The following is a 23,437-nucleotide window of genomic DNA, read 5'->3' on the forward strand; positions in this document are numbered from 1 at the left end:
ATCCTGCCGGAAAACGACGCCTCTCGTGGCCGTTACTACATCGTGGACACGCCCTCCGCGCCGGGCACCACGGGGGTGGGTCCGCCGAGGACGGCCGCGCCGGGCGGGACGACCGGCGGCGCCGCGGTCTTGCGGCTGCGCCTGCTGCGCTTCTCCAGCCAGTTGGCCAACGTGCTCAGCGCCACGTTGAGGCTGATGTAGATGATGCCGATGACGATCGCGGCGGGGATCAGCGAGCCGAAGAACACCGCGGGCAGGATCTTGAACCCGGTGTTGAGCAGGTCGACGTAGGCGATGATGTAACCGAGCGCGGTGTCCTTGAGCAGGACGACGAGCTGGCTGACGATCGCCGGCATCATGGCCGTGACTCCCTGTGGCAGGAGGACCAGTCGCATGACCTGGTTCTTGCGCATGCCGATCGAGTACGCCGCCTCCGACTGCCCCTTGGGCACGGCCAGCACGCCGGCCCTGACCACCTCGGCCAGCACCGAGCCGTTGTAGAGCATCAGGCCGGAGACGACGGCGATGAAGGCGTAGTCGCCGCCGCCGAAGATCGTGGGAGCCAGGTAGAAGATGAAGAAGATCAGCAGCAGCAGCGGGATGGCGCGGAAGCCCTCGACCACCACACCCGCGGGGATCCTGATCCACTTGTGGTCGGAGAGCCTGGCCAGGCCGAACACCGCGCCGAAGACCATGGCCAGCACGGCCGCCACGGCCGCCGCCACCAGCGTGCCCTTCAGGCCTTCGAGGATGTAGACCTTCCACGTCTCGGCCCTTAGGAAGGGCTCCCAGATGCGGCCGTCCCACTGGTTCTTGGCGTCGAAGCCCGCGTAGATGCCGTAGAGCACGGCCGCCACCAGGATCACACCGATGACGGTCAGGATGCCGTTGCGGATCCTGGCCCGCGGCCCCGGCACGTCGAACAGAACAGAGGTGTTCATCGGGCCACCGCCAACCGACGGGCGAGCCAGCCCGTGAAGAAGCCGACGGGCAGGGTCACGGCCATGAACGCCACGACGATGCCCAGGAAGATCGGGATCGACGCGCCCGTGGTGTCGAAGGTCTCCTTCATCACCGCCGCCGCGTCGGCGAGGAATCCGCCGGCCGTCGCGACCGTGGTGTTCTTGATCATCGCGATCATCACGCTGCCGAGCGGTGCCACGACCGCGCGGAAGGCCTGCGGCAGGATGATCAGCGTGAGCGACTGGAAGAACGTCAGCCCGATCGCCCTGGCCGCCTCGGCCTGCCCGAGCGGGACCGTGTTGATGCCCGCGCGCAGCGCCTCGCACACGAACGCCGCCGTGTAGCAAGACAGGCCCATCGCGACGAGCCAGAAGGAGTTGGTCCTCGGCACGCTGGAGAAGGCCAGGCCGAGCGTGTCGCTGAGGCCCAGCGCGGAGAACGCCAGCACCAGGGTCAGCGGGGTGTTCCGCACGACGTTGACGTAGATCGTGCCGGCCGCGCGCAACACCGGGGTCGGTGACACGCGCATCGCCACCAGCACCGTGCCAAGGATGAGCGAGCACACCACGCCCACAAGGGAGAGCTTGACGTTCTCCAGGAACCCCCGAGCCAGGTCAGGGGCATATTGAATTAGTTCGTCCACAGTGCTCCACCGTTGGTATGACAGCGGCGGCCAGGGCTACCCGGCCGCCGCGTCCGGTCTGTCGCCGTCGGTCTGGCTACGCGCAGCCCTCGGCCTTCGGGGCTTCCGACGACAGCTTGAGGCCCTGGATGCCGCCGAACCACTTGTCGAGCAGCGTCTTCATGGTCCCGTTGGCCCACACCTTGGCCACGGCCGCGTTGACGGCCTCGCAGCTCTTGGTGTCGCCCTTCTTGAGGCCGATGCCGTACTTCTCGTCGGTGAACGGCTGGCCGAGCACCTTGAAGTTGCCACCGGAGGCCTGCGCCTGCTTGGCGAAGCCGGCCAGGATCAGGTCGTCGGTGGTGACGGCGTCGAGGTTGCTGCCCTGCAGCTTCTGGACGCACTCGGAGTAGTTGGCGGCGTCGACGGTCGTGGCGTCGAGGTCGAGCTTGCCGTCCGGCGGCGGGTCGGTGATCCGCTTGTAGGAGTTGGATCCGGCCGCCTTGCAGATGCGCTTGCCGGTCAGGTCCTCGGGCTTGGTGATCGCTGCGTCGTTGCCGCGGACCATCACGTCCTGGTGGGCGACGACGTACGGCCCGCCGAAGGTCACCTTCTGCTTGCGCGCCTCGGTGATGGAGTAGGTGGCGAAGACGATGTCGACCGTGCCGTTCGCGAGGAAGGGCTCGCGGTTGGACGACGCCGACTCCTTCCACTGGATCTTGACGTCCTTGCCGCCGTTCATCTCCTTGAGAACGGCCTTGGCGACGTCAACGTCGAAACCCTCGGGCTCGGCGCCCTTCTTCAAACCCAGGCTCGGCTGGTCCCACTTGGTGCCGACCACAACGGTCGCACCGTCCTGGGCCTTCTCAACCACGCTTGAGTAGGTTTTGTCGCCCCCACAGGCCGCCAGGCTCCCTACAAGGACGCCCGCGGCCGCGATGGCGGCTCCCGCACGTTGGATACGCATGTGTGACACCTCTTCTAGTGCGTAAGAATCTTGGAGAGGAAATCCTTGGCCCGATCGGTCTGGGCGTTGGTGAAGAACTCGTCGGGGGTGGCCTCCTCGACGATCTGGCCTTCGGCCATGAACACCACCCTGTTGGCCGCCCTGCGGGCGAAGCCCATCTCGTGCGTGACCACCACCATGGTCATCCCGTCGTGAGCCAGCCCGATCATGACGTCGAGCACCTCCTGGACCATCTCGGGGTCCAGCGCGGAGGTGGGCTCGTCGAACAGGATCATCTTGGGGTCCATCGCGAGCGCTCTGGCGATGGCCACGCGCTGCTGTTGACCGCCGGACAGCTGGGCGGGGTACTTGTCCGCCTGAGCGGCGATGCCGACGCGCTCCAGCAGCTCCATCGCCCGCGAATCGGCCTTCTCCTTGGAGATGCCGCGCACCTTGATCGGCCCGAGCGTGACGTTCTCGCGAATCGTCTTGTGGGCGAACAGGTTGAACGACTGGAAGACCATGCCGACCTCGGAGCGCAGCCCTGCCAGCGCCTTGCCCTCGGCTGGAAGCGGAGTGCCGTCGAAGACGATCTGACCGCCGTCGATGGTCTCCAGGCGGTTGATCGTCCTGCAGAGCGTGGACTTGCCACCGCCCGAAGGGCCGATCACGACCAGGACCTCACCGCGGGAAACGGTCAGATTGATGTCCTTCAGGACATGCAGCGCCCCGAAGTGCTTTTGGACATTCTCCAGCTTGACCAGCGGAGTCGAGTTCTCCGTCATGGATGACAAGGTAGAGGGGCCGGATGCACCGTGGGCTAACCAGGTGGTACCGATCCGATCACGGCACCTTCATTTTCGCCCCCGGCACAAGTGTTACGGAGGAACGCCTACGCTTGGAAGTGCCATGACTGTGACCCGGACTTATCAGGTGCGCACCTACGGGTGCCAAATGAACGTGCACGACTCCGAGCGGCTTTCCGGCCTGCTGGAGGACGCCGGTTATGTTCCCGCCCTCGACGGCCAGGACGCCGACGTGGTCGTGTTCAACACGTGCGCCGTTCGCGAGAACGCTGACAACCGCCTTTACGGCAACCTCGGCCACCTGCGGCCCGCCAAGGTGAAGAACCCCGATATGCAGATCGCCGTCGGCGGCTGTCTGGCGCAGAAGGACCAGGGCGAAATCGTCCGTAAGGCGCCGTGGGTCGACGTGGTGTTCGGCACCCACAACATCGGGTCGCTGCCCGTGCTGCTCGAGCGGGCCCGCATCGCGGGCGAGGCGCAGGTGGAGCTGAAGGAGTCGCTCGAGGTCTTCCCCTCGACGCTGCCCACCAAGCGCGAGTCGCCGTACGCGGCGTGGGTGTCGGTCTCGGTCGGCTGCAACAACACCTGCACCTTCTGCATCGTGCCCTCGCTGCGCGGCAAGGAGAAGGACAGGCGGCCCGGTGACGTGCTGGCCGAGGTCAGCACCCTGGTGGAGCAGGGCGTGCTCGAGGTCACGCTGCTCGGCCAGAACGTCAACACCTACGGCGTCGAGTTCGGCGACCGGCTCGCCTTCGGCAAGCTGCTGCGCGCCTGCGGCGACATCGAAGGTCTCGAGCGGGTCCGCTTCACCTCCCCGCACCCCGCCGCCTTCACCGACGACGTCATCGCCGCCATGGCCGAGACGCCCAACGTCATGCACCAGCTCCACATGCCGCTGCAGTCGGGCTCGGACCGGGTGCTGAAGGCGATGCGCCGCTCCTACAGGGCCGAGCGCTACCTCGGGATCATCGAGCGGGTCCGCGCCGCCATGCCCGACGCGGCCATCTCCACCGACATCATCGTCGGCTTCCCCGGCGAGACCGAGGAGGACTTCCAGGCCACCCTCGACGTCGTACGGCAGAGCCGCTTCGCCAACGCCTTCACCTTCCAGTACTCCATCCGCCCAGGCACCCCCGCGGCCACGATGCCCGACCAGGTGCCGAAGGAGGTCGTGCAGGAGCGCTACGAGCGCCTGATCGCCCTCCAGGAGGAGATCTCGTGGGAGGAGAACAAGACGCAGGTGGGCCGCACGCTCGAAGTGCTGGTCGCCGAGGGCGAGGGCCGCAAGGACGAGGCCACCAGGCGCCTTTCGGGCCGGGCTCCCGACAACAGGCTCGTGCACTTCGCGGTGGGCGAGGAGACACCGAGGCCCGGTGACATGGTGAGGGTCGAGGTGACCTACGCCGCCCCGCACCACCTGGTCGCCGACCACGCCCTCGGCCTGCGCCGCACCCGTGCGGGCGACGCCTGGGAAGCTCGTCAGGGCGCTCCCGCCAAGCCGAAGGGGGTGTCGCTCGGCATGCCGACCATCGGCAGGCCCGCGCCCCTCCCCGTCGAACCCTCGGGCTGCGCCGTCACCTCCTGATCCGGCCCGCACTCCGTCCCCCGCGACGGCACCTCGCACGACCCTCGCACGACGACCCCGGCGGTCTCCCATCGCGGGGGTCGTCGCCGTGTCCGCGCCACCTGGCTCGAGGCCCCCGGAGTCTCCCTCCAGGCCTACGCGACCCGGGATGCGGAGCCCCCGGCTCAGGCCCCGTGCACCGGCCCCAGATCCGTGGGACCGCCCCGGCTTTGGGGCACACGGCGTCGGCTCTAGGTCGTCAGATCCAGCCTCGGGGGAGAGGGTTCGATTTCGGGACGCTCAGCGGGTCAGGTTGTTGAGCAGTTGGTAGCAGTAGTCGCGCCGCAGGTCGTGGAACGTGGCGCAGGGGTCGGGCTGGGCGCGTGGGGGAGCGGGCGAGGGCGGCGCGACGGCGGGTGGGCGGGGCTCGCTTCTCGGGGTCGCCACCGCGACGCGGGCCCCCGACTCGCCACCGCCCTGAGGCTCACCGGTGCGGGGCTCGTCAGAAGGCGGCTCGCCAGCGCGCGGCTCGCCAGTGCGCGGCCGATCGATTTGCGGCCTCTGGGTGTGCGGCCCGCCGATGTGCGCTTCGTCGGTGCGGGGTCCCTCGGTGTGCGGTGGCTGGCCGTCGCGGAGCCCTCCCGCGATCTGCCACCCGCTGTCAGAAGCGGCACCGCACGGCGGCGCGGGCACCGGCCGTACCCAGGAGATCGCGGAGGAGCGGGCAGCCACAGAAGTTGATATTTCGGGAATGGTGGGAATAGCGGTAAGCGGCCTTATCGCGGCAGGCTCCGCCGCCTCGGAACGATCACCGGAATCCCCAGAAAACGCCAGGAAAACACCCAGTCCAGCGGTACCGAGGACGGCGACCACGCCCGTCACGGGAACCGCCCTCGCTCGCCAGCCTGGGCGTATGGGACCAAGAGTAGACAAGTCGTGATTCCTTCGTGATTGATGCGCAGGCATTCCACTCCTGCGGTTAGTGTGGTCCATCACCCGCGGAAGCCATCGCGTTTCCCCCCGATACGACCGCAGGGAGTTTTCTCATGCACGGGCACGTCCCCTCCCCGACGGGCCAGCCTGACCAGGATCGTCCAGAGATCCTTTCCGGGCCTGGCGACGATCCACGACCGAAGAAGAGCAGGAAGAGCCTCGTCGTCGCCGCCTCCGCCCTCGTCGCCCTCCTGGCGGCCGGCGGGGTCGGGTTCGCGGTGCTCGGCACGGACGGCGGTGGCGGCGGCCAGGGCGCTCCGGTATCGCAGCCCACCGATGAGGCAGGGCCGTCGGAGGACACCGAAGGTCCTGGCGAGGATCTCGGTGACTCGGGCGATTCGGCGGAGGGCGACGCCACGATGCCCGAGCAGAGCGGCGAGTCCGCCGAGGGTGACGCCACGCTGCCCGAGGAGAGCGGCGAGCCCGACTCCGGTTCGGCGGGCCCCGCGAGCAACGGTGACGGCTCGAAGGGCACGCAGAACACCGGCTCGAAGGACAAGCCCGGCTCCCAGAGCGGCAACGGCAAGCAGGAGAAGCCGGCGGAGACCGGCCCTGCCGACGGCCCGGCGGGTTCCGTCGCCGGTCAATGCGCCAAGGACGGTTGCTGAGCCGGCGTCAGGAACAGGCGTCAGGGCGGGCGGGTGGCTCAAGCGTTTTGCCGTGAATTGGCCCTTCAGTCCCGGTGGGGGCATGCGTAGGGTCCACGGCATGACGACCGACAGAGCCGCCCTCCTACGCTCCCTCCACGTCAAGGGAAGCCCGCTGGTCCTGCCCAACGCCTGGGACGCCGCCTCGGCCAAGGCGGTGGAGGAGGCGGGCTTCCCCGTCGTGGCCACGGGCAGCGCGGCGATGGCGGCGGTGCTCGGCTACGAGGACGGCGAGCGGACGCCTGCCGGGGAGATGTTCGCGGCCATCGCCAGGATCGCCAGGGCGGTCGGCGTCCCCGTGACCGCCGATGTCGAGCGCGGTTACGGGCTCTTGCCCGCCGAGCTGGCCGAGCGCCTGGCCGAGTCGGGCGCGGTCGGCTGCAACCTGGAGGACTCCCGCGGCGACGTGCTGGTCGACCCAGGGGAGCAGGCCGACTACCTGGCCGCGATGAAGGCGGCGGCGGGCGACGACCTGGTGGTCAACGCCCGCGTCGACACCTACATCGCGGGAGGCGGGGGCGCCGCCGACGCCTTGAGCAGGGGGCGTCGCTACCTGGAGGCGGGCGCGGACTGCGTCTACCCGATCGGCCTGGCCGACGCGGGGGAGATCGGGACGCTGGCCGCCGAGCTCCCGATCAACGTGTACTTCCGTCCTGGCTGCCCCTCGCTGGCCGATCTGGCCGCGCTCGGCGTCGCCAGGGTCAGCTACGGCCACGGACTGCACAAGGCGGCCCACGCCTACGCCAAGACCCTGTTCGCCGCCGTCGCGGCGGGTCGGGACCCGTATCAGTAGGACTGCAGCTCCAGCAGGTTCCCCTCGGGATCGCGCACGTGGGCGGTGCGCAGGCCCTGACCCCATGCGGGCCGGTCCTCGGGCGGCGCGACAGGGCGGCCGCCGTGGGCGACGCACAGCGCGTATGCGGCGTCGACGTCGTCGACCCTGCTCACCAGCAACGCGCCACCCCCTGTCGCGGGGCCGACCGGTACGGCGGCGGCCATCACCGCCGCCGAGAACAGCGACAGCACCCCCTCCGACCCGACGTCCCAGCTCGCGTACGGCCCCGCCTCGTCACCGCGGGCCAGGTGCGCCCCCGTCAGCGAGGGCAGCACGGCCGCGTAGAAGCGGTAGCAGGCGGCGAAGTCGTCGACCAGCAGCCTCGGATGCATCACGTCCATGGGTTCACTCCAATCATAGGTGTCTCCCCATCATTGGTCGAAACCCTACAATAGCCAGACATGGAGGAAATACCGCCGAGCCTGCTCGCCCTCACGACGTACCTGTTGTCCAGAGTGGGGAAGTCCGCGCGAGGCCGCCTCGCCGGGCGGCTGGCCGAGCAGGGGCTGAAGCTGTGGCACATGGCGGTGCTCGCCGCGCTCGCCGACTTCGGCCCGCACGCCCAACGCGACCTGGCCACCCGGTTGACCATCGACCCGAGCGACGTGGTCAAGGTCGTCGACGAGCTGGCGGCCGCCGGTTACGCCGAGCGCGCCCGCGACCAGGCCGACAGGCGCAGGGTCGTGGTCAGCCTGACCCCTGGCGGCAGGGCGGCGCTCGCCGACCTCGACGTCACCGCGCGAGCCGTACAGGAGGAGATCCTCGGGCCGCTCGACGCGCACGAGCGTGAGGTCCTGCACGATCTGCTCAGCCGGCTACAGCCGCGGCTCGGTTAGCCTGGGCGCGTGCTTGTCGCCGCGGCCGTGTGCCCGCATCCGCCCCTGCTCGTGCCCGCGCTCGCCGGGGCCGCCGCGCCCGAGCTCGACGACCTGCGCGCCGCCTGCGCGGCCGCGGTCGAGGCGATGCTCGCCGTGGAGCACGACAGCCTGGTCGTCGTGGGCGGCGGCGAGACCACCAGGCCGTACGGCGGGCGACCCGCGGGCACGCTGCGCCCGTGGGGAGTCGACGTCAGGGCAGGCGAAGGCGACCCCGTCCTGCCGCTGTCGCTGACGATCGGGCGATGGCTGCTGGGCGACCGGGCGGGCGGGAGGGCCGCCTTCCACGAGGTCGCGTTCGACGCGGGCACGGACGAGTGCCTGCGCCTGGGGGAGCGGCTCGTCGCCGACGGGCGCACGGCGCTGCTGGTCATGGGCGACGGCTCGGCCCGTCTCACCGAGAAGGCGCCCGGCTACCTCGACCCGGCGGCCCCGCCGTACAACGAAGGGGTCGCACGGGCGCTGGCGGAGGGTGACGCGGGCGCGCTGGCCGCGCTCGACCCCGAGGAGGCGGCAGAGCTCTGGGTCGGCGGCAGGGCCGCGTTCCAGGTGCTGGCGGGCGCGGCAGGGAGCGCGGGGCTGCGGGCCGAGCTGCTGGAGAGCACCTCGCCCTACGGAGTGGGCTACTTCGTGGCGACCTGGACCTGAGGCGGGGGCCTCGGGCTGATTCCAGGGCTGTTCCTGCTGCGGCGGGAACGCTCGCGGCCCAGTGGGCCTTCAGCGCGCTGTGGCTGAAGGCCTTCCGCCAGGGACCGCTGGAGTGGTGCTGGCGCTGCGTGACCTGGTTGGACGTCCTGCCCAACGCTCAGCGCCGCTTGGGCACGGGGACGGTCGTGAAGTCGCGGGCCAGCACCACCTCGCCGTCGTAGCTGCGCCGCACCTCCTCAAGGAACGCGGGCTCCTCCGCGACGCCGTACCGCTCGGAGAAGTGAGTCAGCACCAACCGCCTGACGCGTGCGCGGGCGGCGACGACTCCCGCGTCGAAGGCGGTCAGGTGGCCGTACTCCTTGGCCAGCGTCGCCTCCGACGACAGGAACGTCGACTCGATCACCAGCAGGTCCACGCCGTCGGCCAGCTCGAACACCGGGTCGCAGAGCCTGGTGTCCATGATGAAGGCCACGGCCTGCCCCGGACGCGGCGCGCTGCACTGATCGAGCGTGATGCCGCGCACCGAGCCGTTCCGCTGGAGCAGGGCGATCTCCGGGCCCTTGATGCCGAACGCCTTGAGCCTGTCGGGCAGCATGCGGCGGCCTTCCGGCTCCTGGAGGCGGTAGCCGTACGACTCGACGGGGTGCGACAGCCGCCGGGCGATCAGTGGCCCCACCTCGGCCGCCTCACCCGTGACGGGATGCTCGCTGATCCTGTCGGTGTCGGCGAAGGCGGCGGCGTGCCTGAGCCTGCGCCAGTAGACCTCGCCTGAGCCGGGGAAGACCGCGCGCACCGGATGCCTGACCTTGTCGCGGGCGATGCGCTGCACCACGCCCGGCACGCCGAGGCAGTGGTCGCCGTGGAAGTGGGTGACGCAGATCCAGTGGACGTCGTGCGCGCTGAGACCCGCGTGCACCATCTGCCGTTGCGTGCCCTCACCGGGGTCGAAAAGCAGGCCCTGACCGTCCCAGCGCAGAAAATACCCGTTGTGGTTACGGTGTCTGGTAGGTACCGCGCTGGATGTGCCCAGCACCACGAGTTCACGAGAGGACACGATGACCTCCCAGACGAGCACCGAGCCGGTCACCGTCGCGTTCGCCGAGGTTGCGACGCCTGTCGGCAGGTTCACGCTGGCCGTCACGGAGGCGGGGCTGGTCGCCGCCGGCTGGGGTTCCAGGCCGCGCCTGAAGGACCTGGTCGAAGTTCATGACCCGGATCGTACGGCCGGCGTCGTGTCCGAGTTGACCGAATATTTCGCGGGACGGCGCCGCGTGTTCGAGACGCCCATCGACTGGCGGTTCATCCCCCCGACTCCTCGGCAGGTGCTCCAGACGCTGCACAAGGTGCCCTTCGGCACGGTCGTCACCTACGGCGAGCTCGCGCGCAAGGCGGAGTCCAGGGTTCCCGCGCGGGGCATCGGATCGATCATGGGAGCCAACCCCATCCCGATCGTGGTGCCGTGCCACCGGGTGGTGGCGGGCAACGGGCTCGGCGGGTTCAGCGGGGGAGAGGGCGTCGAGACCAAACGATGGCTGCTCACCCACGAGGGCTACCTGCAGCCGACGCTCCTCGACCTCTAGGCGGAGGCTCCAAGCGGGACGGGCTCACGGGCCCGCCCCGCACTCGCACCCGGTGTCAACCCTGCTCGCCGTCGATCCTGTCGGCGATGTCCTTCGCTTTTTCCGCCCCCTGGTTGATCTGGTCGGTGAACTTGCCTCCTGTGGACTCGTCGACGCTCTGGGCGGCCGCGTCGATGCCACTCTTGGCCGCTTCCTCGGCCTTGTTCTTGAACTCGCTCATCACCTCGCCGGCCTGAGCTGTGGTGTCGTCGGCCGCTGGCCCGCCCTGCTCAGGGACGTTCTTGTGTTTTTCGCCCAGCATCTCCTTGACCTTGTCGAAGATCGACATACTTTCCCCCGATTCGTGTGCCGATACTGCGGACCGTTCATACCCATCGGCTTGTCACACTTATCCGTGTGGGGAAACAGCCAGTGATCGCCGTCGTCGGACCGACCGCGGCCGGAAAGTCCGATCTCGCCGTGGATCTGGCGCTCCGGCTGGGCGGGGAATGCATCAACACCGACTCCATGCAGCTTTACCGAGGAATGGACATCGGTACGGCGAAACTGGATGAAGCCGAGCGTCGTGGGGTCAAACACCACCTTCTGGACATATGGGATGTCACGGTCACGGCGAGCGTCGCCGAGTACCAGCGGCTGGTCAGGCCGCTGATGGACGCCATCGACGTGCCCATCCTGGTGGGCGGCTCCGGCCTGTACGTCAGGGCGGCGCTGGACGACCTGGAGTTCCCCGGCACGGACGCCGCCATCAGGGCCGGCCTCGAGGCCGAGCTGGCCGAGCGGGGATCAGGGGTGCTGCACGCGCGGCTGCGCGAGAAGGACCCCACCGCGGCCGCGGCCATCCTGCCGAGCAACGGGCGCAGGATCGTGCGCGCCCTTGAGGTCATCGAGCTCACGGGGCGCCCCTTCTCGGCCAACATGCCCTCCTATGACGCCGTCTACCCCAGCGTCCAGCTCGGGGTCGAGGTGCCGCGGCCCGTGCTCGACGAGCGCATCGAGCTGCGCGTCCGGCGCATGTGGGAGGCGGGGCTGGTCGACGAGGTGCGCGGGCTGCTCCCGCTCGGCCTGGCGGAGGGCCGTACGGCGAGCAGGGCTCTGGGCTACGCGCAGGTCCTGCGCTTCCTGGACGGGGAGTGGAGCGAGGAGCAGGCCTTCGAGGAGACGGTCAGGGCCACGCGCAGGTTCGCCAGGCGCCAGGAGTCGTGGTTCCGCCGCGACCCCAGGGTGGTCTGGCTGCCCTTCGACGCACCGGACCTGCTACGGCAGGCCCTGGATAGGGTTGAGTCATGAGATTTCTCAAGGGGCACAGCACCGAGAACGACTTCGTCATCCTCCCCGATCCCGACGGCGAGCTCGACCTGTCACCCGCCACGGTGGCCGCGGTGTGCGACCGCAGGGCGGGCATCGGCGCGGACGGCGTGCTCCACGTGGTCAGGACCAAGCTCAGCCAGGAGGTCGCCGACCAGGCCGACCGCGCCGAGTGGTTCATGGACTACCGCAACGCCGACGGCAGCCTCGCCGAGATGTGCGGCAACGGCTTGCGCGTCTTCGCCCGCTATCTGGTCGACGCGGGCCTGGCCGAGCCGGGCGAGTTCGCCGTGGCCACCAGGGGAGGGCCCAAGCTCGTACGGCTGGCCGCCGACGGAGACGTGACCGTCGACATGGGCAAGCCCGTCGTGCTCGGGTCGAGCACCACCACGGTGAGCGGCCAGGAGTACACGGGCCTGCACGTCGACATGGGCAACCCGCACCTGGCGTGCGCCATCGGCGACCCCGTCGCGCACCTCGACCTCACCCACCAGCCCGCCTTCGACCCCGCGGTCTTTCCCAACGGGGTCAACATCGAGCTGCTGAACGCGGTCGGGCCCCACCGGGCGCTGATGCGGGTCTACGAGCGGGGCTCCGGCGAGACCCGGTCGTGCGGCACGGGCGCGGTCGCCACGGCGGTCGCGGCGGCGCACCTGGCGGGCGAGACCACGGGCACGTGGACGGTGGAGGTGCCGGGCGGGATCCTGACGGTCACCCTCGACGAGCGGACCAGCTACCTGGCGGGGCCAGCGGTGATCATCGCGTCGGGAGAGCTGACGATCTGATCCCCGGGAAACCGGGTCGTCCTCCCCGGGCATCCAGACCCCTTGCAGAATGATGTTCTGGTGGGCGATGCTGGCCGCATGGTCGACTCCAAGAGCACCGCGGCGGCGGTCAAGGGCACGATCGGCAGGCTGGGCGGCGGCTTCATGGTCTCCCGCGAGGCCAAGGAGCTGTGCGCGCGAACCGGGCTGGGCCCGCGCGAACTCTACTTCAGAGGCAGATGCGGCGTCCTCGGCGAGGTGGACGCCGACGTCGTCATCTCGGTGGCCGTCTTCTTCCCTCCGGACCACGTCCGCGAGAGCTGGGAGGGCGGACGCAAGCTCGCCGTCGAGGAGGCCGTCGAGCTCTACACCACCGCCTGCCACGCGTGGGGCCACCGCAAGCTCGGCGCCGTAGAGGGCTGCGACCGCATCGCCGACCTCCTGGAGAAGGTAGCGGGCGCCGCCTCCGTGCTCGGCTCGCCGCTGTTCGCCGGCTGGCGGGCCGTACCGCTGCCCGACGATCCCGTGGCCAGGGCCACCCAGCTCATGCACGTGGTCAGGGAGCTGCGCGGCGGCCTGCACGCGATCGCGATCCTGTCGATGGGGCTCGACCCGCTGACCGCGATGCTCGCCGCCGACCACGAGGGCACGCCCCTCGGCCTCTCGTCCGGCGTGGACATGGCGCGCTTCTTCACCTGGCCCGAGCCGTACGACGCCATTCCAGAGGAGACGGTGGCGCGCAGGCGGCAGGCGGAGGAGCTGACCGACGAGCTGATGGCACCCGCCTTCGCCGTGCTCACCGAAGCGGAACGCGACGAGCTCATCACCTTGATGCGTTTGGGGCACGTCCATTGACCTGGCAGACTGACTGCCCATGGACGTGGACATCTGGGCCTGGGTCGGCGAAACCCAGCAGCAGCTTTCCGAGGCGGGTAACGCCCCGTTCGCCATGGCGCTTGGCGACCTGCCGGCTCAGGCCTACGAGGGTCGATACCCGCAGCTCGACGTGATGGCCCCGGCCATCGCGCAGCAGGCGGAGAGTCTCGGCCTGCCATGGCTCGAGTTCTACGCCCGCTACTGGCACCTGATCGGCCGCGTCGGCGACAGGGCGCAGGGCGCGGTCGCGATCGGCGACGCGGAGGAGCTCCTGGCCTTCGCCCAGCGCGAAGACGTGCGCGACTGCCCCTCGGCCCCCGCGGCTGTCGAGGCGCTCGCGATCGCGCAGGCCAACGCCGACGGCCCCGGCTACGCCGCCGACCGCCTGGCCCTGCTCGGCCCCGCCATCGAGGCGGTCGAGCCGACCGACCCCTCCTACGGTGGCCTGGTCACGCAGTACGTCTCGGCGCTGACCGACGCCGGCCGCGCCGACGAGGCCGTCGCGTACGCCGAGGCCGCCATCCAGCGCCTGGGTGCGGTCAGCCGCGTGGCCAGCTGGGAGCTCGGTGCGGAGAGCTCGCGCGCCCTGCTGGCCGCCGGCCGCGCCGACGACGCGCTCACCGCCATCCAGGCCGCCGCCGACTTCAAGCCGGACGACCCCGTCGCCAAGCCCCACCGCGAGGGCGTGCGCCGCGCGCTCATCCTCGCCACGCTGGGGCGCACGACCGAGGCCGTCGACGCGCTGCCCGACCTCGACATCGTCGGCGACCACCCTCGTGACTTCGCGGAGTGGGCGCAGGCCGTCGAGAAGCTGGCGGGCTCCGCGCAGATCACCAACACCTGGCAGCTGGGGCGCGTCCTGCGCCAGTGGATCGACTACTTCGGCATGATGGGCGGCTACCGCGCCCGCGTCGAGCTCGCCCTGGTCGCCGGTGACCTCGCCGTCGCCAGGCAGGGCGTCTGGCAGGCCGAGCTGCTGGCCGACCTGGCCGAGCAGGCCGCGACCGAGCTGCGCTCCGCAGAGGGCGTGGCCGAGCGGGTCGCCGCCCTGCGGGCCGCCGCCGCGGCGACCACCGCGCCCGAGGCGCGCAGCCCGCTGGAGGAGCGCGTCGCCTACTTCGACGCCGCCGACGGCATTAACGCCAACCCCGAGGAGTGGGTCGGCTGGCTGGCCCCGCTGTCGGGCACGGACATCGAGGCGACGCGCCGCCACACCACCACGCTCGGCTTCCTCGGCTACCCCGCCACGGGCGCCGACATCTACTGGAAGATGCTCGTCGACGGCGGCCAGGTCGCCGCCGCCGACGCCCAGGACGTCGACTTCCTGACCAACCTCCTCGTCGAGGCCCGCCAGGACGAGCGGCTCGAGCAGCTGGCCGAGCTGCTGCCCGCCAAGGCCAAGCACCTCGCGCTGGCCAGGCTCCACCTCGCTCGCGAGCGGTGGGAGCAGGCCGTCACCGAGTCCGAGCGGGCGCTGGAGGCCGGCGCGGGCATCGACGCCAGGCGCGCGTTCGCGAGCGCCAGCCAGCAGCTCGACCAGGACGCCAAGGGCGCCCAGGTGCTGCGTGAGGCCCTCGGCGGCGACGACATCACCGACGAGGACGTCTGGCGCATGATCGTGCTGGCGACCTCGGCCGAGGAGTGGGAGACCGTCCGCGTCGGCGCCAAGAAGATCGGCATGCCGGTCAAGCCGGGCGAGGGGCCGATCGAGGAGGAGATGGGCCTGGTCAGGATCATCCTGCCCGCGCCCGACGGCGGCCAGCGCCAGGTGCTCTCCATCCGCACAGGACCCGCCACCGCCAGGCTCGCCCTGCCGCAGCCGCGCGGCATGGAGTACAACGCGGGCGACCTGGTCGTCTTTGACCCGCAGCTGCTCGAGCCCGTCCCTGAGGACCCGCAGGAGCAGCAGAACTTCGTGCCGCCGTTCGCCGCGGTCCGCATGCTCCGCCCGGGCGGCTACACCAGCTACTTCTTCGACGGCGCCGCGCCGAGCGAGGAGGACTGGGCCGAGTTCACCGAGGTCATGGCCGAGCGCGGCTGGCCCATGTGGGTCTACAGCGACGAGAACTACCGGGTCGCCCACCCGACCAGCGGTGAGCAGCTGCCCGGCGTGTTCGGCTGGATCGCGGTGCCGCCGAACGTGTCGGCCGTCGAGGTCGACGCCCTGCTCGACGACGCCACCGAGCGGTGGGTGCACCCGCTGGCCTGGCTCGACCTGGCCAGGGAGGTCGACGTCGAGGTGGAGCGCCACGAGCGGATCGTGAAGGAGTACGGACTCTAGATGCTCGACAGGTTCAGCCTTCAGGGCAAGGTCGCCATCGTCACCGGAGCCTCTTCGGGGCTGGGCGTGGCTTTCGCGCGGGGGCTGGCCGAGGCGGGCGCCGACATCGTGATCGGCGCCCGTCGCAAGGACCGGCTGGAGGACACGCGGCGGCTGGTCGAGGAGACGGGCAGGCGGTGCGTGGCCGTACCGGCCGACGTGACCGTCGTCGCCGACTGCGACGCGCTGGTCGACGCCGCCGTGTCCGCCTTCGGGGCCGTCGACGTGCTGGTCAACAACGCGGGCGTGGGCAGCGCGGTGCCCGCCACCCGGGAGACGCCCGAGCAGTTCCGCCAGGTCGTCGACATCAACCTGCACGGCACGTACTGGATGGCGCAGGCGTGCGGACGGGTCATGCGGCCCGGATCGTCGATCATCAACGTCGGCAGCGTCCTCGGCGAGACGACCGCGGGGCTGCCGCAGGCGGCCTACAGCGCGTCCAAGGCGGCGGTCGTCGGGCTGACCAGGGACCTGGCCCAGCAGTGGACGGGTCGCAAGGGCATCAGGGTCAACTGCCTGGAGCCGGGTTTCTTCCACTCGGAGATGACCGAGGGCTACCAGCAGGACTACCTGGAGACGATGATCGAGATCCGCGTGCCGATGAAGCGGGTGGGCGACGCCTCCGAGCTGGTCGCCGCGGCGATCTTCCTGGCCAGCGACGCCTCCTCCTACATCACCGGCGTGACGCTGCCGGTCGACGGCGGGCTCCTCATCACCTGACCACCTGTGTGCCGGGTGATACCAGAGAGATCCAAGTGACGCACAAGTAGCACTCCCGATCATGGATTCCCTTACGCAGTTGAGAAAGGGATCCTCATGAAAAGGACAGCGTTGCTGCTGAGCGCCCTGATGCTCGGCGGGCTGCTGGCCGCTCCTCCCGCGCACGCCGCTCCCGCCGTCAGCACAGCCGTGACCCAGGTCAAGGCCGGCCCCGCCAAACAGTCAGGCGACTGCCCGACCACGGTCGGCTTCTCGGCCGTCGTGGCGGCCCATGGCCGGGGCGCCGTTCGCTACCGATGGGTACGCGGCGACGGCAGCAAGGGCGCGATCAAGAGTTTTCACGTCAGCGGTGCCAGCAGGGTCACCGTGAAGGATCGTCAGACCTTCGATCGCACCACCTCCGGCTGGCAGGCCGTGGAGATCCTCGGCAAGCGGGCCCTGTCCGCCAAGGCCCGCTTCAGCGTCACCTGCGCGGGCGCCGCGAAGCTCTGGGACGTCACCAACCCGCTGCCCGCCCAGCCGGGCAGGCCGCTGGTCTCCGCCGCCGACGTCGATGTCAGCCCGCCGTCCTACAGCGGCACCTGTCCCACGACGGTGACGTTCACGGCGACCATCCAGGTGTCGCGCACCCCCGCCAAGGTCGACTACCAGTGGATCGACAGCGCCATGGGAGAGGGCAGGACCGAATCGGTGCTCTTCCCCGCAGGCGGGGGCAACAGCAGGCAGGTCGTCCTGCCGCTGGGCGTGGGCAGTTCCACCAGCGGCTGGAAGTCCATCCATGTTCTCAGTCCCGGCGGCCACGACTCGGGGCCGGCCGCTTTCCGGGTGACCTGCAAGACCACCCCGCCGTCCTCGCCTCCGCCGTCCTCGCCCCCGCCGTCCTCGCCCCCGCCGTCCTCGCCCCCGCCGTCCTCGCCTCCGCCGTCCTCGCCTCCGCCCACCCAGCCGCCGGCGCAGAAGCCGGAGCCGCGGATCGTCAGCGTCACGCCCGGCGACTACGAGGGCAGTTGCGTCGAGCCCATCGCCTACCAGGCCACCGGCCGGATCGCCCTTCCCGCCGGACCGGCGAGGAGGGTCACCTACTGGTGGACACTCGACGGCGCCCCATGGCAGCGCCAGACGCTGGACTTCCCCGCCGGTGACCAGCCGCGAGCCCAGGACGTCTCCGCCACCTGGAGCCTCGACCCCGCCGTGAGCGGCAGCCACACGCTCGGCCTCATGGCCGAAGGCGGTCCCGCCGAACCGGTCGAGCGCCGGTTCACCGTCACCTGCGTCGCCGAGCCCCCGACGGCCAAGCTGACCTTCCGTTACCTGCACACACCTCTCTACAAGGGTGACTGCACCGGTTCCTTCGGTCTCAGAGCGGACGGACTGGTCACGACGGACCGCGAGACAGAGATCAAGTATCGCGTCGTCGTCGACGGCAAGCCGGGCCCGATCAGGACGGAGCGGCTCAGGCCTGACCGGGTCCAGTCGATCGGCGACTTCTGGTACAGCTCCGCGAGAAGCAGCGGCACGGGCCGGGTGCGCATCGAGGTGCTGAACCAGAACAAGCCGGTCAAGGAGGAGAGCTACAGCTGGACATGCGTGCCGGTGGATCCCTCACCCGGAGTCGTGCGCATCAGCGAGTTCTGGCCGGTGGCCTACTACGGCGACTGCGTCGAATCGCCGTACGTGACCGCCCACGGCGGGTTCGCGGCCAGTCCAGGCACCGAGATCACCTACCGCTGGGTGATCGACGGAACCCCGACGACCACCCATACCGTCACCGTCGAAGGCGGCGGCCGGGCGTGGGTGCAGGCCTTCTACTGGCATCGGCACTCGAAGACCAGTGGAACCGTCCGTCTTGAAGTGATGAACCACAACAAGCCGTCCACGGAAGGTGTCTATCCGGTGACCTGCCAGAGCTGACGGGCCAGCGTAGGCGGGTGGCGGGCGCTCTTCGGCCCTCCACCCGCTGACCGTCCCATGGGCTGTGCTTCATACGTGGCTGACCGGATAGTCGATGCTTTGACCGAATTAGTCCTAGAATTTTACGAATGAAGAGGATGTTGGCGGGCGCTCTGGCTTCGATGGCGCTAGTGACGGGGTGCGGGGGGTTACAGGCGGCCGACATCGACACCGATCCGCAGAAGGCGCCGTCGGCCGACGTCGGAGGGGCGCGCAAGGATCTGGACAAGCTCGAGGTCAAGGGGCGTGCGCCGAAGACGGGGTTCGAGCGGGAGAAGTTCGGGCCCGCGTGGGCGGACGTCGACCACAACGGGTGCGGCACCCGCGACGACATCCTCAAGCGGGACCTGCGCGACGAGACCTTCAAGGCGGGCACGCACGACTGCGTCGTGCTGACCGGCGTCCTCGACGACCCGTACTCGGGTAAGACCATCCACTTCAAGCGCGGCCAGGACACCAGCTCGGCCGTGCAGATCGACCACCTGATCCCGCTGTCGGACGCCTGGCAGAAGGGCGCCCAGCAGTGGACGAAGGACAAGCGCAAGGAGTTCGCCAACGACCCGCTGAACCTGCTGGCGGTCGACGGGCCGCTCAACGGTCAGAAGAGCGACGCCGACGCGGCGACATGGCTGCCGCCGCGCAAGGCGTACAGGTGCGCCTACATCGTCCGCCAGGTCAAGGTCAAGACGAAGTACGCGCTGTGGGTCACCGAGGCGGAGAAGACCGCGATGAAGGACATCCTGTCCTCCTGCTGAGTCGGCGTCCTCCTCCCGAACGCGGCCCCAGCCCCAAGGTGAGCAGATCTGCGCAGGTCATCGGAGTCTTAAGAAGATCATGTTCTCGGAAGCGGAGACGGCCCCGGCTTCCGGGAACATGCATGGCCCAGATGCGAAACCCCAGCTCGACACTTCCGAGAACAGGACCGCGTCGCTAGTTGGCGGCTGAGGACCGGGCCCGGCCTCCACCACCTCGGGGGCCATCCCAGGGCGATGACCGTTGTTTCGTGATCGCAAGAGGCCGCCAGGCTCCGGCGAGCTTTGGATCATCGAGACCAGGCGCACATCATCTGGCCCGCGATCGCCGTGATGTCGCGGCGGCTCACCCGTGGATCACTTCGGCGGCACGCCGTGGTTGCTGTTGCGTCCCGATGAACCTGAGACAATTCCCTTGATCAATGCGTCGTGCCGAAGAGGAACCGGATCACCGACCGGGCCAGGGCCTCTGGATCACTGTGGGCGGTTTCGGGCAGGGCGCCGCTCAGCCACAGGCTGGCAAAGCCGTGGGCCAGAGACCAGCCGGCGATGGTGGTCAAGCGGTCTTGCCCCGGACTCGGCGACAGCCTGCCGCCGCTGGTGACGAGCACATGAGCCGCGCGCTCACGCGCCGTTTCCAGGCTGGGGTCATCCACTCGGTACAACTCCGGCCGGAACATCACCTCGAAGTAGGGCCGATGGCCGATGGCGAAACGGACATAGGCAACTCCGACCTCCAGCACGTCATCGGCCGCTCGCTCCAAGGTGTCGGCGAACACCTCGAACCCCTCGGCAGCCACGGCCGTCAGCAGTCCCGCCTTGTCGCCGAAGTGGTGGGCGGGGGCAGCGTGCGAGACGCCCGCGCGTCGGGCCAGCTCGCGCAGGCTCCATCCGGCCGGGCCGGATTCCGTGATGGCCTCGAGAGCGGCGTCGATGATGGCGCGCCGCAGGTTGCCGTGGTGGTAGGCGGTCTGGTTGATCTGCCTCACCTCCGCGCTTTCCGTGATCGATGCGTGCCACGCTCACCCTATCTTGGCGTTGACAAGATAGCGAGTCTCCTCCAATCTTTCCGATGACAAGATTGGAGGAGGGATGGTTCCTTTCATCGCCCTGATCGGCGGTTTTGCCGTCTTGCGGCTGATCGGCCTGGCCGGCATCGACATACTGGACGGCTGGCAGCCCGCTCTACGGGGAGCTCTCGCCTTGATGTTCGTCGTCACCGGCGTGCCGCACTTCCTGCCCTCGTGGCGCCGGGACTTCATCGCAATGATCCCCACGGTGTTCCCGCATCCGGCGCTGCTGGTCACCATCACCGGAGTGCTGGAACTGGCCGGCGCCGCCGGGTTGCTGGTCCCGCCCCTGGCGCCCTGGGCCGCGATCGGGCTCGCGCTGCTCATGGCCGCCATGTTCCCGGCCAACGTCTCGGCCGCCCGCCGCGGCCTCACCCTGGCCGGCAAGCCCGTGACCCCACTGCCCGCCCGCACCGCCCTGCAAGTACTGTTCATCGCCGCCGCCATCGCCGCGGCCGCGTAGGTCACGGCCCGAGCGCCCGCGCCTCACCCGTCCGCACACCGCGACAGTCACCGCCAGCATCTGTCGGTCACGGGCACGCTTCCGCGCTCGATAGGCCCGCATCCCGCACACCGGACGGCGTGGACATCCTCGCCCTCCCCATGAGTTCGACGAAGAAAGGCGAGCGATGACCGCCACCGGCTTCGCCCAGGCCAGGGAACAGTCCACACCGCCATCAGATGCCGACCCCGAGACGGGACAGAGCATGACGCGGCTGTTGCGTCCGTATGGATGGCGTTTCGCGCTCGTTGTCATCCTGCAGATGATCGGCGCTCTTGCGGGTTTGGCGCCGCTGCTGGCGGTCGTCGAGCTGGGTCGTGCCCTGTTGGCCCCCGGCCCGGTCGACCACGGTCATGTGTGGCCGGTGGTGATCGGGGGTGCGGTCGGCTTGCTGGTCCGGCTGGTGTTCACGGCCGCGTCGTCCGGCGTCGGGCATCTTCTCGACGGCCGGGTGCAGCTGTCGTTGCGGCGGCAGTTGGCCGCGCGGCTGGGTCGGGTGCCGATTGGCTGGTTCTTCCAGCGCCGGACCGGCGAACTGGCCAAGGTGGTGGGTGAGGACGTCAGTGCCGTGCACCCGTTCATCGCCCACGCTCCCGGTGAGTTCGTCGCCGCGTTCGTGGTGCCGCTGGTGTCGCTGATCTACCTGTTCGCCGTCGACTGGCGGCTCACGCTGATCACGCTGATCCCGGTGGTGATGGCGATACTGCTGGTCCCGCTGCTGATGCTCCCCGCGCGGCAGCGGGAGCAGGAGGCGTTCGATGCGGCGATGGGCCGGATCTCGAGTTCGGTCGTCGAGTTCGTGCAGGGCATCGCGGTGGTCAAGGTGTTCGGCGGATCCGAGCGCGCCCACCGCAAGTTCCTCTCGGCCGCCGACGATTTCGTCAGCGTCTTCTCCCGGTGGGTGCGTGGCATGTCCCTGGTCGCCGCCGGGATGCAGCTGGCGCTGTCGCCGCCGTTCGTGCTGCTGGTCGTGCTGATCGGCGGCGCGGCTCTGATCACGGGCGGTTCCCTGGCCCCCGCGGACCTGCTGCCCTTCCTGCTGCTCGGACTGGGCCTGACCGCGCCGGTGGCGGCCCTCGGCCATGGCTTCGACGACATGCAGGCCGCCCGGCGCGCGGTCGGCCGGATCCGCGACGTGCTCGTGGTGCCGCCGCTGCCGGAGCCCGCGCACCCGGTCGCGCCACGGGGGCACCGGGTGGAACTGAGCGGCGTCCGCTTCGCTTACGAGGCCGGTCACGAGGTGCTGCGCGGGATCGACCTGGTGCTCGAGCCCGGGACGGTCACCGCGGTCGTCGGCCCGTCGGGAAGCGGGAAGTCCACGCTGGTCCAGTTGTTGCCGCGGTTCTTCGACCCGACCCACGGCTCGGTACGGCTGGGCGGTGTCGACTTGCGCGAGATCGGCAGCCGGGACCTCTACCGGACGGTCTCCTTCGTCTTCCAGGACGTTCGCCTGCTGCGCGCCTCGGTCGCCGACAACATCGCGCTGGCGGTACCGCATGCCGACCGTGACGACGTGGTACGCGCCGCCCGGCTGGCCAACATTCATGATCGAATTCTTGAGCTGCCGCGCGGATACGACACGGTGATCGGCCGAGAGGCCCGGCTCTCGGGTGGCGAGGCACAGCGGATCTCGCTCGCCCGCGCGCTGCTTGCCGACGCGCCCGTTCTGGTGCTGGATGAGGCGACCGCCTTCGCCGACCCGCGGACCGAACAGGCGGTGCGCCGGGCCCTGGCGACGTCGGCGGGTGATCGGACCCTTCTGGTCATCGCGCATCGCCTGGAGACGGTCGCCGACGCCGACACCGTCGTGGTGCTGGAGAACGGGTCGATCGTCGAGCGCGGCAGGCCCGCCGACCTGCTGGCACAGAACGGCAGGTTCGCCGCGCTCTGGCAATCCCACCAATCCGCGATCCAAGGAGACCAGCCCCGATGATTCGAATGCTGCTGCGCGTGCTGGGACACCAGTACGCCAGGGCCATGCGCCGCACCGTGGCCCTCATGACGACGACCGCGATCGCCGAGGGCCTGTCCTACGCACTGCTGGTCCCGGTACTGCGGGCACTGCTCGACAGCACGCCAGCCGATGCCGGGCCGTGGCTGATCGCGTTCGGCACCGCGGTCGCGGCCTACGCCGTTCTGCGCTACTTCAGCGATCTATCCGGTATGCGCGTGGGGACCACCATGCTGCGTGGCATGTACCACCGGCTCGGCGAGCACCTAGCCCGACTGCCCATCGGCTGGTACAACACCGGGCGGGTCGGCGAGGTGTCCGTCATGGCCAGCCGCGGCCTCCTGCAGGCGATGGGCGTGGCGGCGCACCTGCTGGCGCCGTTCATCTCCGCCCTCGTGACTCCCGTGACGATCGTCGCCGTGCTGCTCGCCTTCAACTGGCAACTGGGGCTGGCCGCGCTGCTGGCCGCACCCGTCGTGGCGGCGATCATGGCCTGGACGGCACGCTCGGTGGCCGCCACCGATACCGAGCGGCACGAACGCGACAAGGAAGCCACCGGGCGAGTCATCGAATATCTCCAGGCCCAGCCGGTGCTGCGGGCCGGCGGCCGGACTGGCGAACGGTTCACGTTGCTCGACGACTCGCTGCAGGACCTTCAGCGCGCGTCCCGCCGTACCCTCCTGTCGGCGCTGCCCGGCACCTTGGGCCTGACGCTCGCGGTGCAGGCGATGTTCACCGTGTTGCT

26 protein-coding genes are annotated in these 23,437 nt (G+C 69.9%); 17 read left to right on the plus strand and 9 right to left on the minus strand.

What is annotated here, in order from left to right; genetic code table 11:
* Nucleotides 1-35: 35 nt before the first annotated feature.
* The 4 genes from AB0B45_RS42020 to AB0B45_RS42035 all read right to left on the minus strand — a co-directional run bounded on the left by AB0B45_RS42020 (nt 36) and on the right by AB0B45_RS42035 (nt 3,295).
* Complete coding sequence (locus tag AB0B45_RS42020; protein WP_358143039.1) at nt 36-941, minus strand: amino acid ABC transporter permease; 906 nt, start codon at nt 939-941, stop codon at nt 36-38.
* Nucleotides 938-1,606, minus strand: coding sequence for an amino acid ABC transporter permease (locus tag AB0B45_RS42025; RefSeq protein WP_358143041.1), 669 nt, complete (start codon nt 1,604-1,606; stop codon nt 938-940). The genes AB0B45_RS42020 and AB0B45_RS42025 overlap by 4 nt, the downstream gene beginning before the upstream one ends.
* Nucleotides 1,607-1,682: 76 nt before the next feature.
* Nucleotides 1,683-2,552: a glutamate ABC transporter substrate-binding protein gene (locus AB0B45_RS42030; RefSeq protein WP_358143043.1), complete on the minus strand. Its 870-nt coding sequence runs from the start codon at nt 2,550-2,552 to the stop codon at nt 1,683-1,685.
* Nucleotides 2,553-2,566: 14 nt separating this feature from the next.
* Complete coding sequence (locus tag AB0B45_RS42035; RefSeq protein WP_358143092.1) at nt 2,567-3,295, minus strand: amino acid ABC transporter ATP-binding protein; 729 nt, start codon at nt 3,293-3,295, stop codon at nt 2,567-2,569.
* A gap of 145 nt (nt 3,296-3,440) precedes the next feature.
* Between AB0B45_RS42035 and miaB the strand changes: the two genes are divergently transcribed.
* Nucleotides 3,441-4,922, plus strand: a complete 1,482-nt coding sequence (miaB, locus tag AB0B45_RS42040; protein ID WP_358143045.1) for a tRNA (N6-isopentenyl adenosine(37)-C2)-methylthiotransferase MiaB — start codon at nt 3,441-3,443, stop codon at nt 4,920-4,922.
* Between the two features lie 279 nt (nt 4,923-5,201).
* Here miaB and AB0B45_RS42045 read toward each other — a convergent pair whose 3' ends face one another.
* Nucleotides 5,202-5,348, minus strand: coding sequence for a hypothetical protein (locus AB0B45_RS42045; protein ID WP_358143047.1), 147 nt, complete (start codon nt 5,346-5,348; stop codon nt 5,202-5,204).
* Between the two features lie 599 nt (nt 5,349-5,947).
* Between AB0B45_RS42045 and AB0B45_RS42050 the strand changes: the two genes are divergently transcribed.
* A complete protein-coding gene (locus tag AB0B45_RS42050; RefSeq protein ID WP_358143049.1) occupies nt 5,948-6,502 on the plus strand; it encodes a hypothetical protein in 555 nt (184 codons plus the stop codon).
* 100 nt (nt 6,503-6,602) lie between these two features.
* The gene (locus AB0B45_RS42055) at nt 6,603-7,334 is read left to right on the plus strand and encodes an isocitrate lyase/phosphoenolpyruvate mutase family protein (protein ID WP_358143051.1); all 732 of its coding nucleotides are present in this window, start codon (nt 6,603-6,605) and stop codon (nt 7,332-7,334) included.
* Here AB0B45_RS42055 and AB0B45_RS42060 read toward each other — a convergent pair.
* Nucleotides 7,328-7,717 carry a VOC family protein gene (locus AB0B45_RS42060; RefSeq protein WP_358143053.1) on the minus strand — a complete coding sequence of 130 codons (390 nt, stop codon included), beginning with the start codon at nt 7,715-7,717 and terminating at the stop codon, nt 7,328-7,330. The genes AB0B45_RS42055 and AB0B45_RS42060 overlap by 7 nt on opposite strands.
* Nucleotides 7,718-7,777: 60 nt before the next feature.
* On the opposite strand from AB0B45_RS42060, the gene AB0B45_RS42065 reads away from it, so the two are divergent.
* The 3 genes from AB0B45_RS42065 (at nt 7,778) to AB0B45_RS42075 (ending at nt 9,120) form a co-directional block, all read left to right on the plus strand.
* Entirely contained in the window at nt 7,778-8,212 is a 435-nt protein-coding gene (locus AB0B45_RS42065) for a MarR family winged helix-turn-helix transcriptional regulator (protein WP_358143055.1), read from the plus strand.
* A gap of 9 nt (nt 8,213-8,221) precedes the next feature.
* Entirely contained in the window at nt 8,222-8,899 is a 678-nt protein-coding gene (locus tag AB0B45_RS42070) for a hypothetical protein (RefSeq protein WP_358143057.1), read from the plus strand.
* Nucleotides 8,900-8,976: 77 nt separating this feature from the next.
* Nucleotides 8,977-9,120 carry a DUF418 domain-containing protein gene (locus tag AB0B45_RS42075; RefSeq protein ID WP_358143094.1) on the plus strand — a complete coding sequence of 48 codons (144 nt, stop codon included), beginning with the start codon at nt 8,977-8,979 and terminating at the stop codon, nt 9,118-9,120.
* On the opposite strand, the gene AB0B45_RS42080 is transcribed toward AB0B45_RS42075, so the two are convergent.
* Nucleotides 9,057-9,953, minus strand: coding sequence for a ribonuclease Z (locus tag AB0B45_RS42080; protein WP_358143059.1), 897 nt, complete (start codon nt 9,951-9,953; stop codon nt 9,057-9,059). The two genes, AB0B45_RS42075 and AB0B45_RS42080, sit on opposite strands and share 64 nt — an antisense overlap.
* 1 nt (nt 9,954) lies before the next feature.
* On the opposite strand from AB0B45_RS42080, the gene AB0B45_RS42085 reads away from it, so the two are divergent.
* Nucleotides 9,955-10,479 carry a methylated-DNA--[protein]-cysteine S-methyltransferase gene (locus AB0B45_RS42085; protein ID WP_358143061.1) on the plus strand — a complete coding sequence of 175 codons (525 nt, stop codon included), beginning with the start codon at nt 9,955-9,957 and terminating at the stop codon, nt 10,477-10,479.
* Nucleotides 10,480-10,534: 55 nt separating this feature from the next.
* Here AB0B45_RS42085 and AB0B45_RS42090 read toward each other — a convergent pair whose 3' ends face one another.
* Complete coding sequence (locus tag AB0B45_RS42090) at nt 10,535-10,807, minus strand: antitoxin (RefSeq protein WP_358143063.1); 273 nt, start codon at nt 10,805-10,807, stop codon at nt 10,535-10,537.
* 68 nt (nt 10,808-10,875) lie between these two features.
* On the opposite strand from AB0B45_RS42090, the gene miaA reads away from it, so the two are divergent.
* The 7 genes from miaA (at nt 10,876) to AB0B45_RS42125 (ending at nt 19,172) form a co-directional block, all read left to right on the plus strand.
* The gene (miaA, locus tag AB0B45_RS42095; RefSeq protein ID WP_358143065.1) at nt 10,876-11,769 is read left to right on the plus strand and encodes a tRNA (adenosine(37)-N6)-dimethylallyltransferase MiaA; all 894 of its coding nucleotides are present in this window, start codon (nt 10,876-10,878) and stop codon (nt 11,767-11,769) included.
* On the plus strand, nt 11,766-12,572 hold the full coding sequence (gene dapF, locus AB0B45_RS42100; RefSeq protein ID WP_358143066.1) for a diaminopimelate epimerase: 807 nt from the start codon (nt 11,766-11,768) through the stop codon (nt 12,570-12,572). Before miaA ends, dapF begins: the two co-directional genes overlap by 4 nt.
* 78 nt (nt 12,573-12,650) lie before the next feature.
* Nucleotides 12,651-13,406 carry a hypothetical protein gene (locus AB0B45_RS42105; RefSeq protein ID WP_358143068.1) on the plus strand — a complete coding sequence of 252 codons (756 nt, stop codon included), beginning with the start codon at nt 12,651-12,653 and terminating at the stop codon, nt 13,404-13,406.
* Between the two features lie 19 nt (nt 13,407-13,425).
* Nucleotides 13,426-15,708 carry a tetratricopeptide repeat protein gene (locus AB0B45_RS42110; protein ID WP_358143070.1) on the plus strand — a complete coding sequence of 761 codons (2,283 nt, stop codon included), beginning with the start codon at nt 13,426-13,428 and terminating at the stop codon, nt 15,706-15,708.
* The gene (locus tag AB0B45_RS42115) at nt 15,709-16,467 is read left to right on the plus strand and encodes a glucose 1-dehydrogenase (protein ID WP_358143072.1); all 759 of its coding nucleotides are present in this window, start codon (nt 15,709-15,711) and stop codon (nt 16,465-16,467) included.
* A gap of 96 nt (nt 16,468-16,563) precedes the next feature.
* Complete coding sequence (locus tag AB0B45_RS42120) at nt 16,564-18,378, plus strand: hypothetical protein (RefSeq protein ID WP_358143074.1); 1,815 nt, start codon at nt 16,564-16,566, stop codon at nt 18,376-18,378.
* Between the two features lie 128 nt (nt 18,379-18,506).
* Nucleotides 18,507-19,172 carry an HNH endonuclease family protein gene (locus AB0B45_RS42125; protein ID WP_358143076.1) on the plus strand — a complete coding sequence of 222 codons (666 nt, stop codon included), beginning with the start codon at nt 18,507-18,509 and terminating at the stop codon, nt 19,170-19,172.
* Between the two features lie 416 nt (nt 19,173-19,588).
* Here the strand turns inward: AB0B45_RS42125 and AB0B45_RS42130 are convergent, their stop codons facing one another.
* Entirely contained in the window at nt 19,589-20,158 is a 570-nt protein-coding gene (locus tag AB0B45_RS42130; protein WP_358143078.1) for a TetR/AcrR family transcriptional regulator, read from the minus strand.
* Nucleotides 20,159-20,261: 103 nt separating this feature from the next.
* On the opposite strand from AB0B45_RS42130, the gene AB0B45_RS42135 reads away from it, so the two are divergent.
* The 3 genes from AB0B45_RS42135 to AB0B45_RS42145 all read left to right on the plus strand — a co-directional run.
* The gene (locus tag AB0B45_RS42135; protein WP_358143080.1) at nt 20,262-20,702 is read left to right on the plus strand and encodes a DoxX family protein; all 441 of its coding nucleotides are present in this window, start codon (nt 20,262-20,264) and stop codon (nt 20,700-20,702) included.
* 166 nt (nt 20,703-20,868) lie between these two features.
* Nucleotides 20,869-22,674: an ABC transporter ATP-binding protein gene (locus AB0B45_RS42140; RefSeq protein WP_358143082.1), complete on the plus strand. Its 1,806-nt coding sequence runs from the start codon at nt 20,869-20,871 to the stop codon at nt 22,672-22,674.
* A partial coding sequence (locus AB0B45_RS42145; protein WP_358143084.1) for an ABC transporter transmembrane domain-containing protein occupies nt 22,671-23,437 on the plus strand: 767 nt, incomplete at its 3' end. The genes AB0B45_RS42140 and AB0B45_RS42145, both read left to right, overlap by 4 nt.

Source organism: Nonomuraea sp. NPDC049152, from assembly GCF_040648355.1.
Taxonomy (GTDB): domain Bacteria; phylum Actinomycetota; class Actinomycetes; order Streptosporangiales; family Streptosporangiaceae; genus Nonomuraea.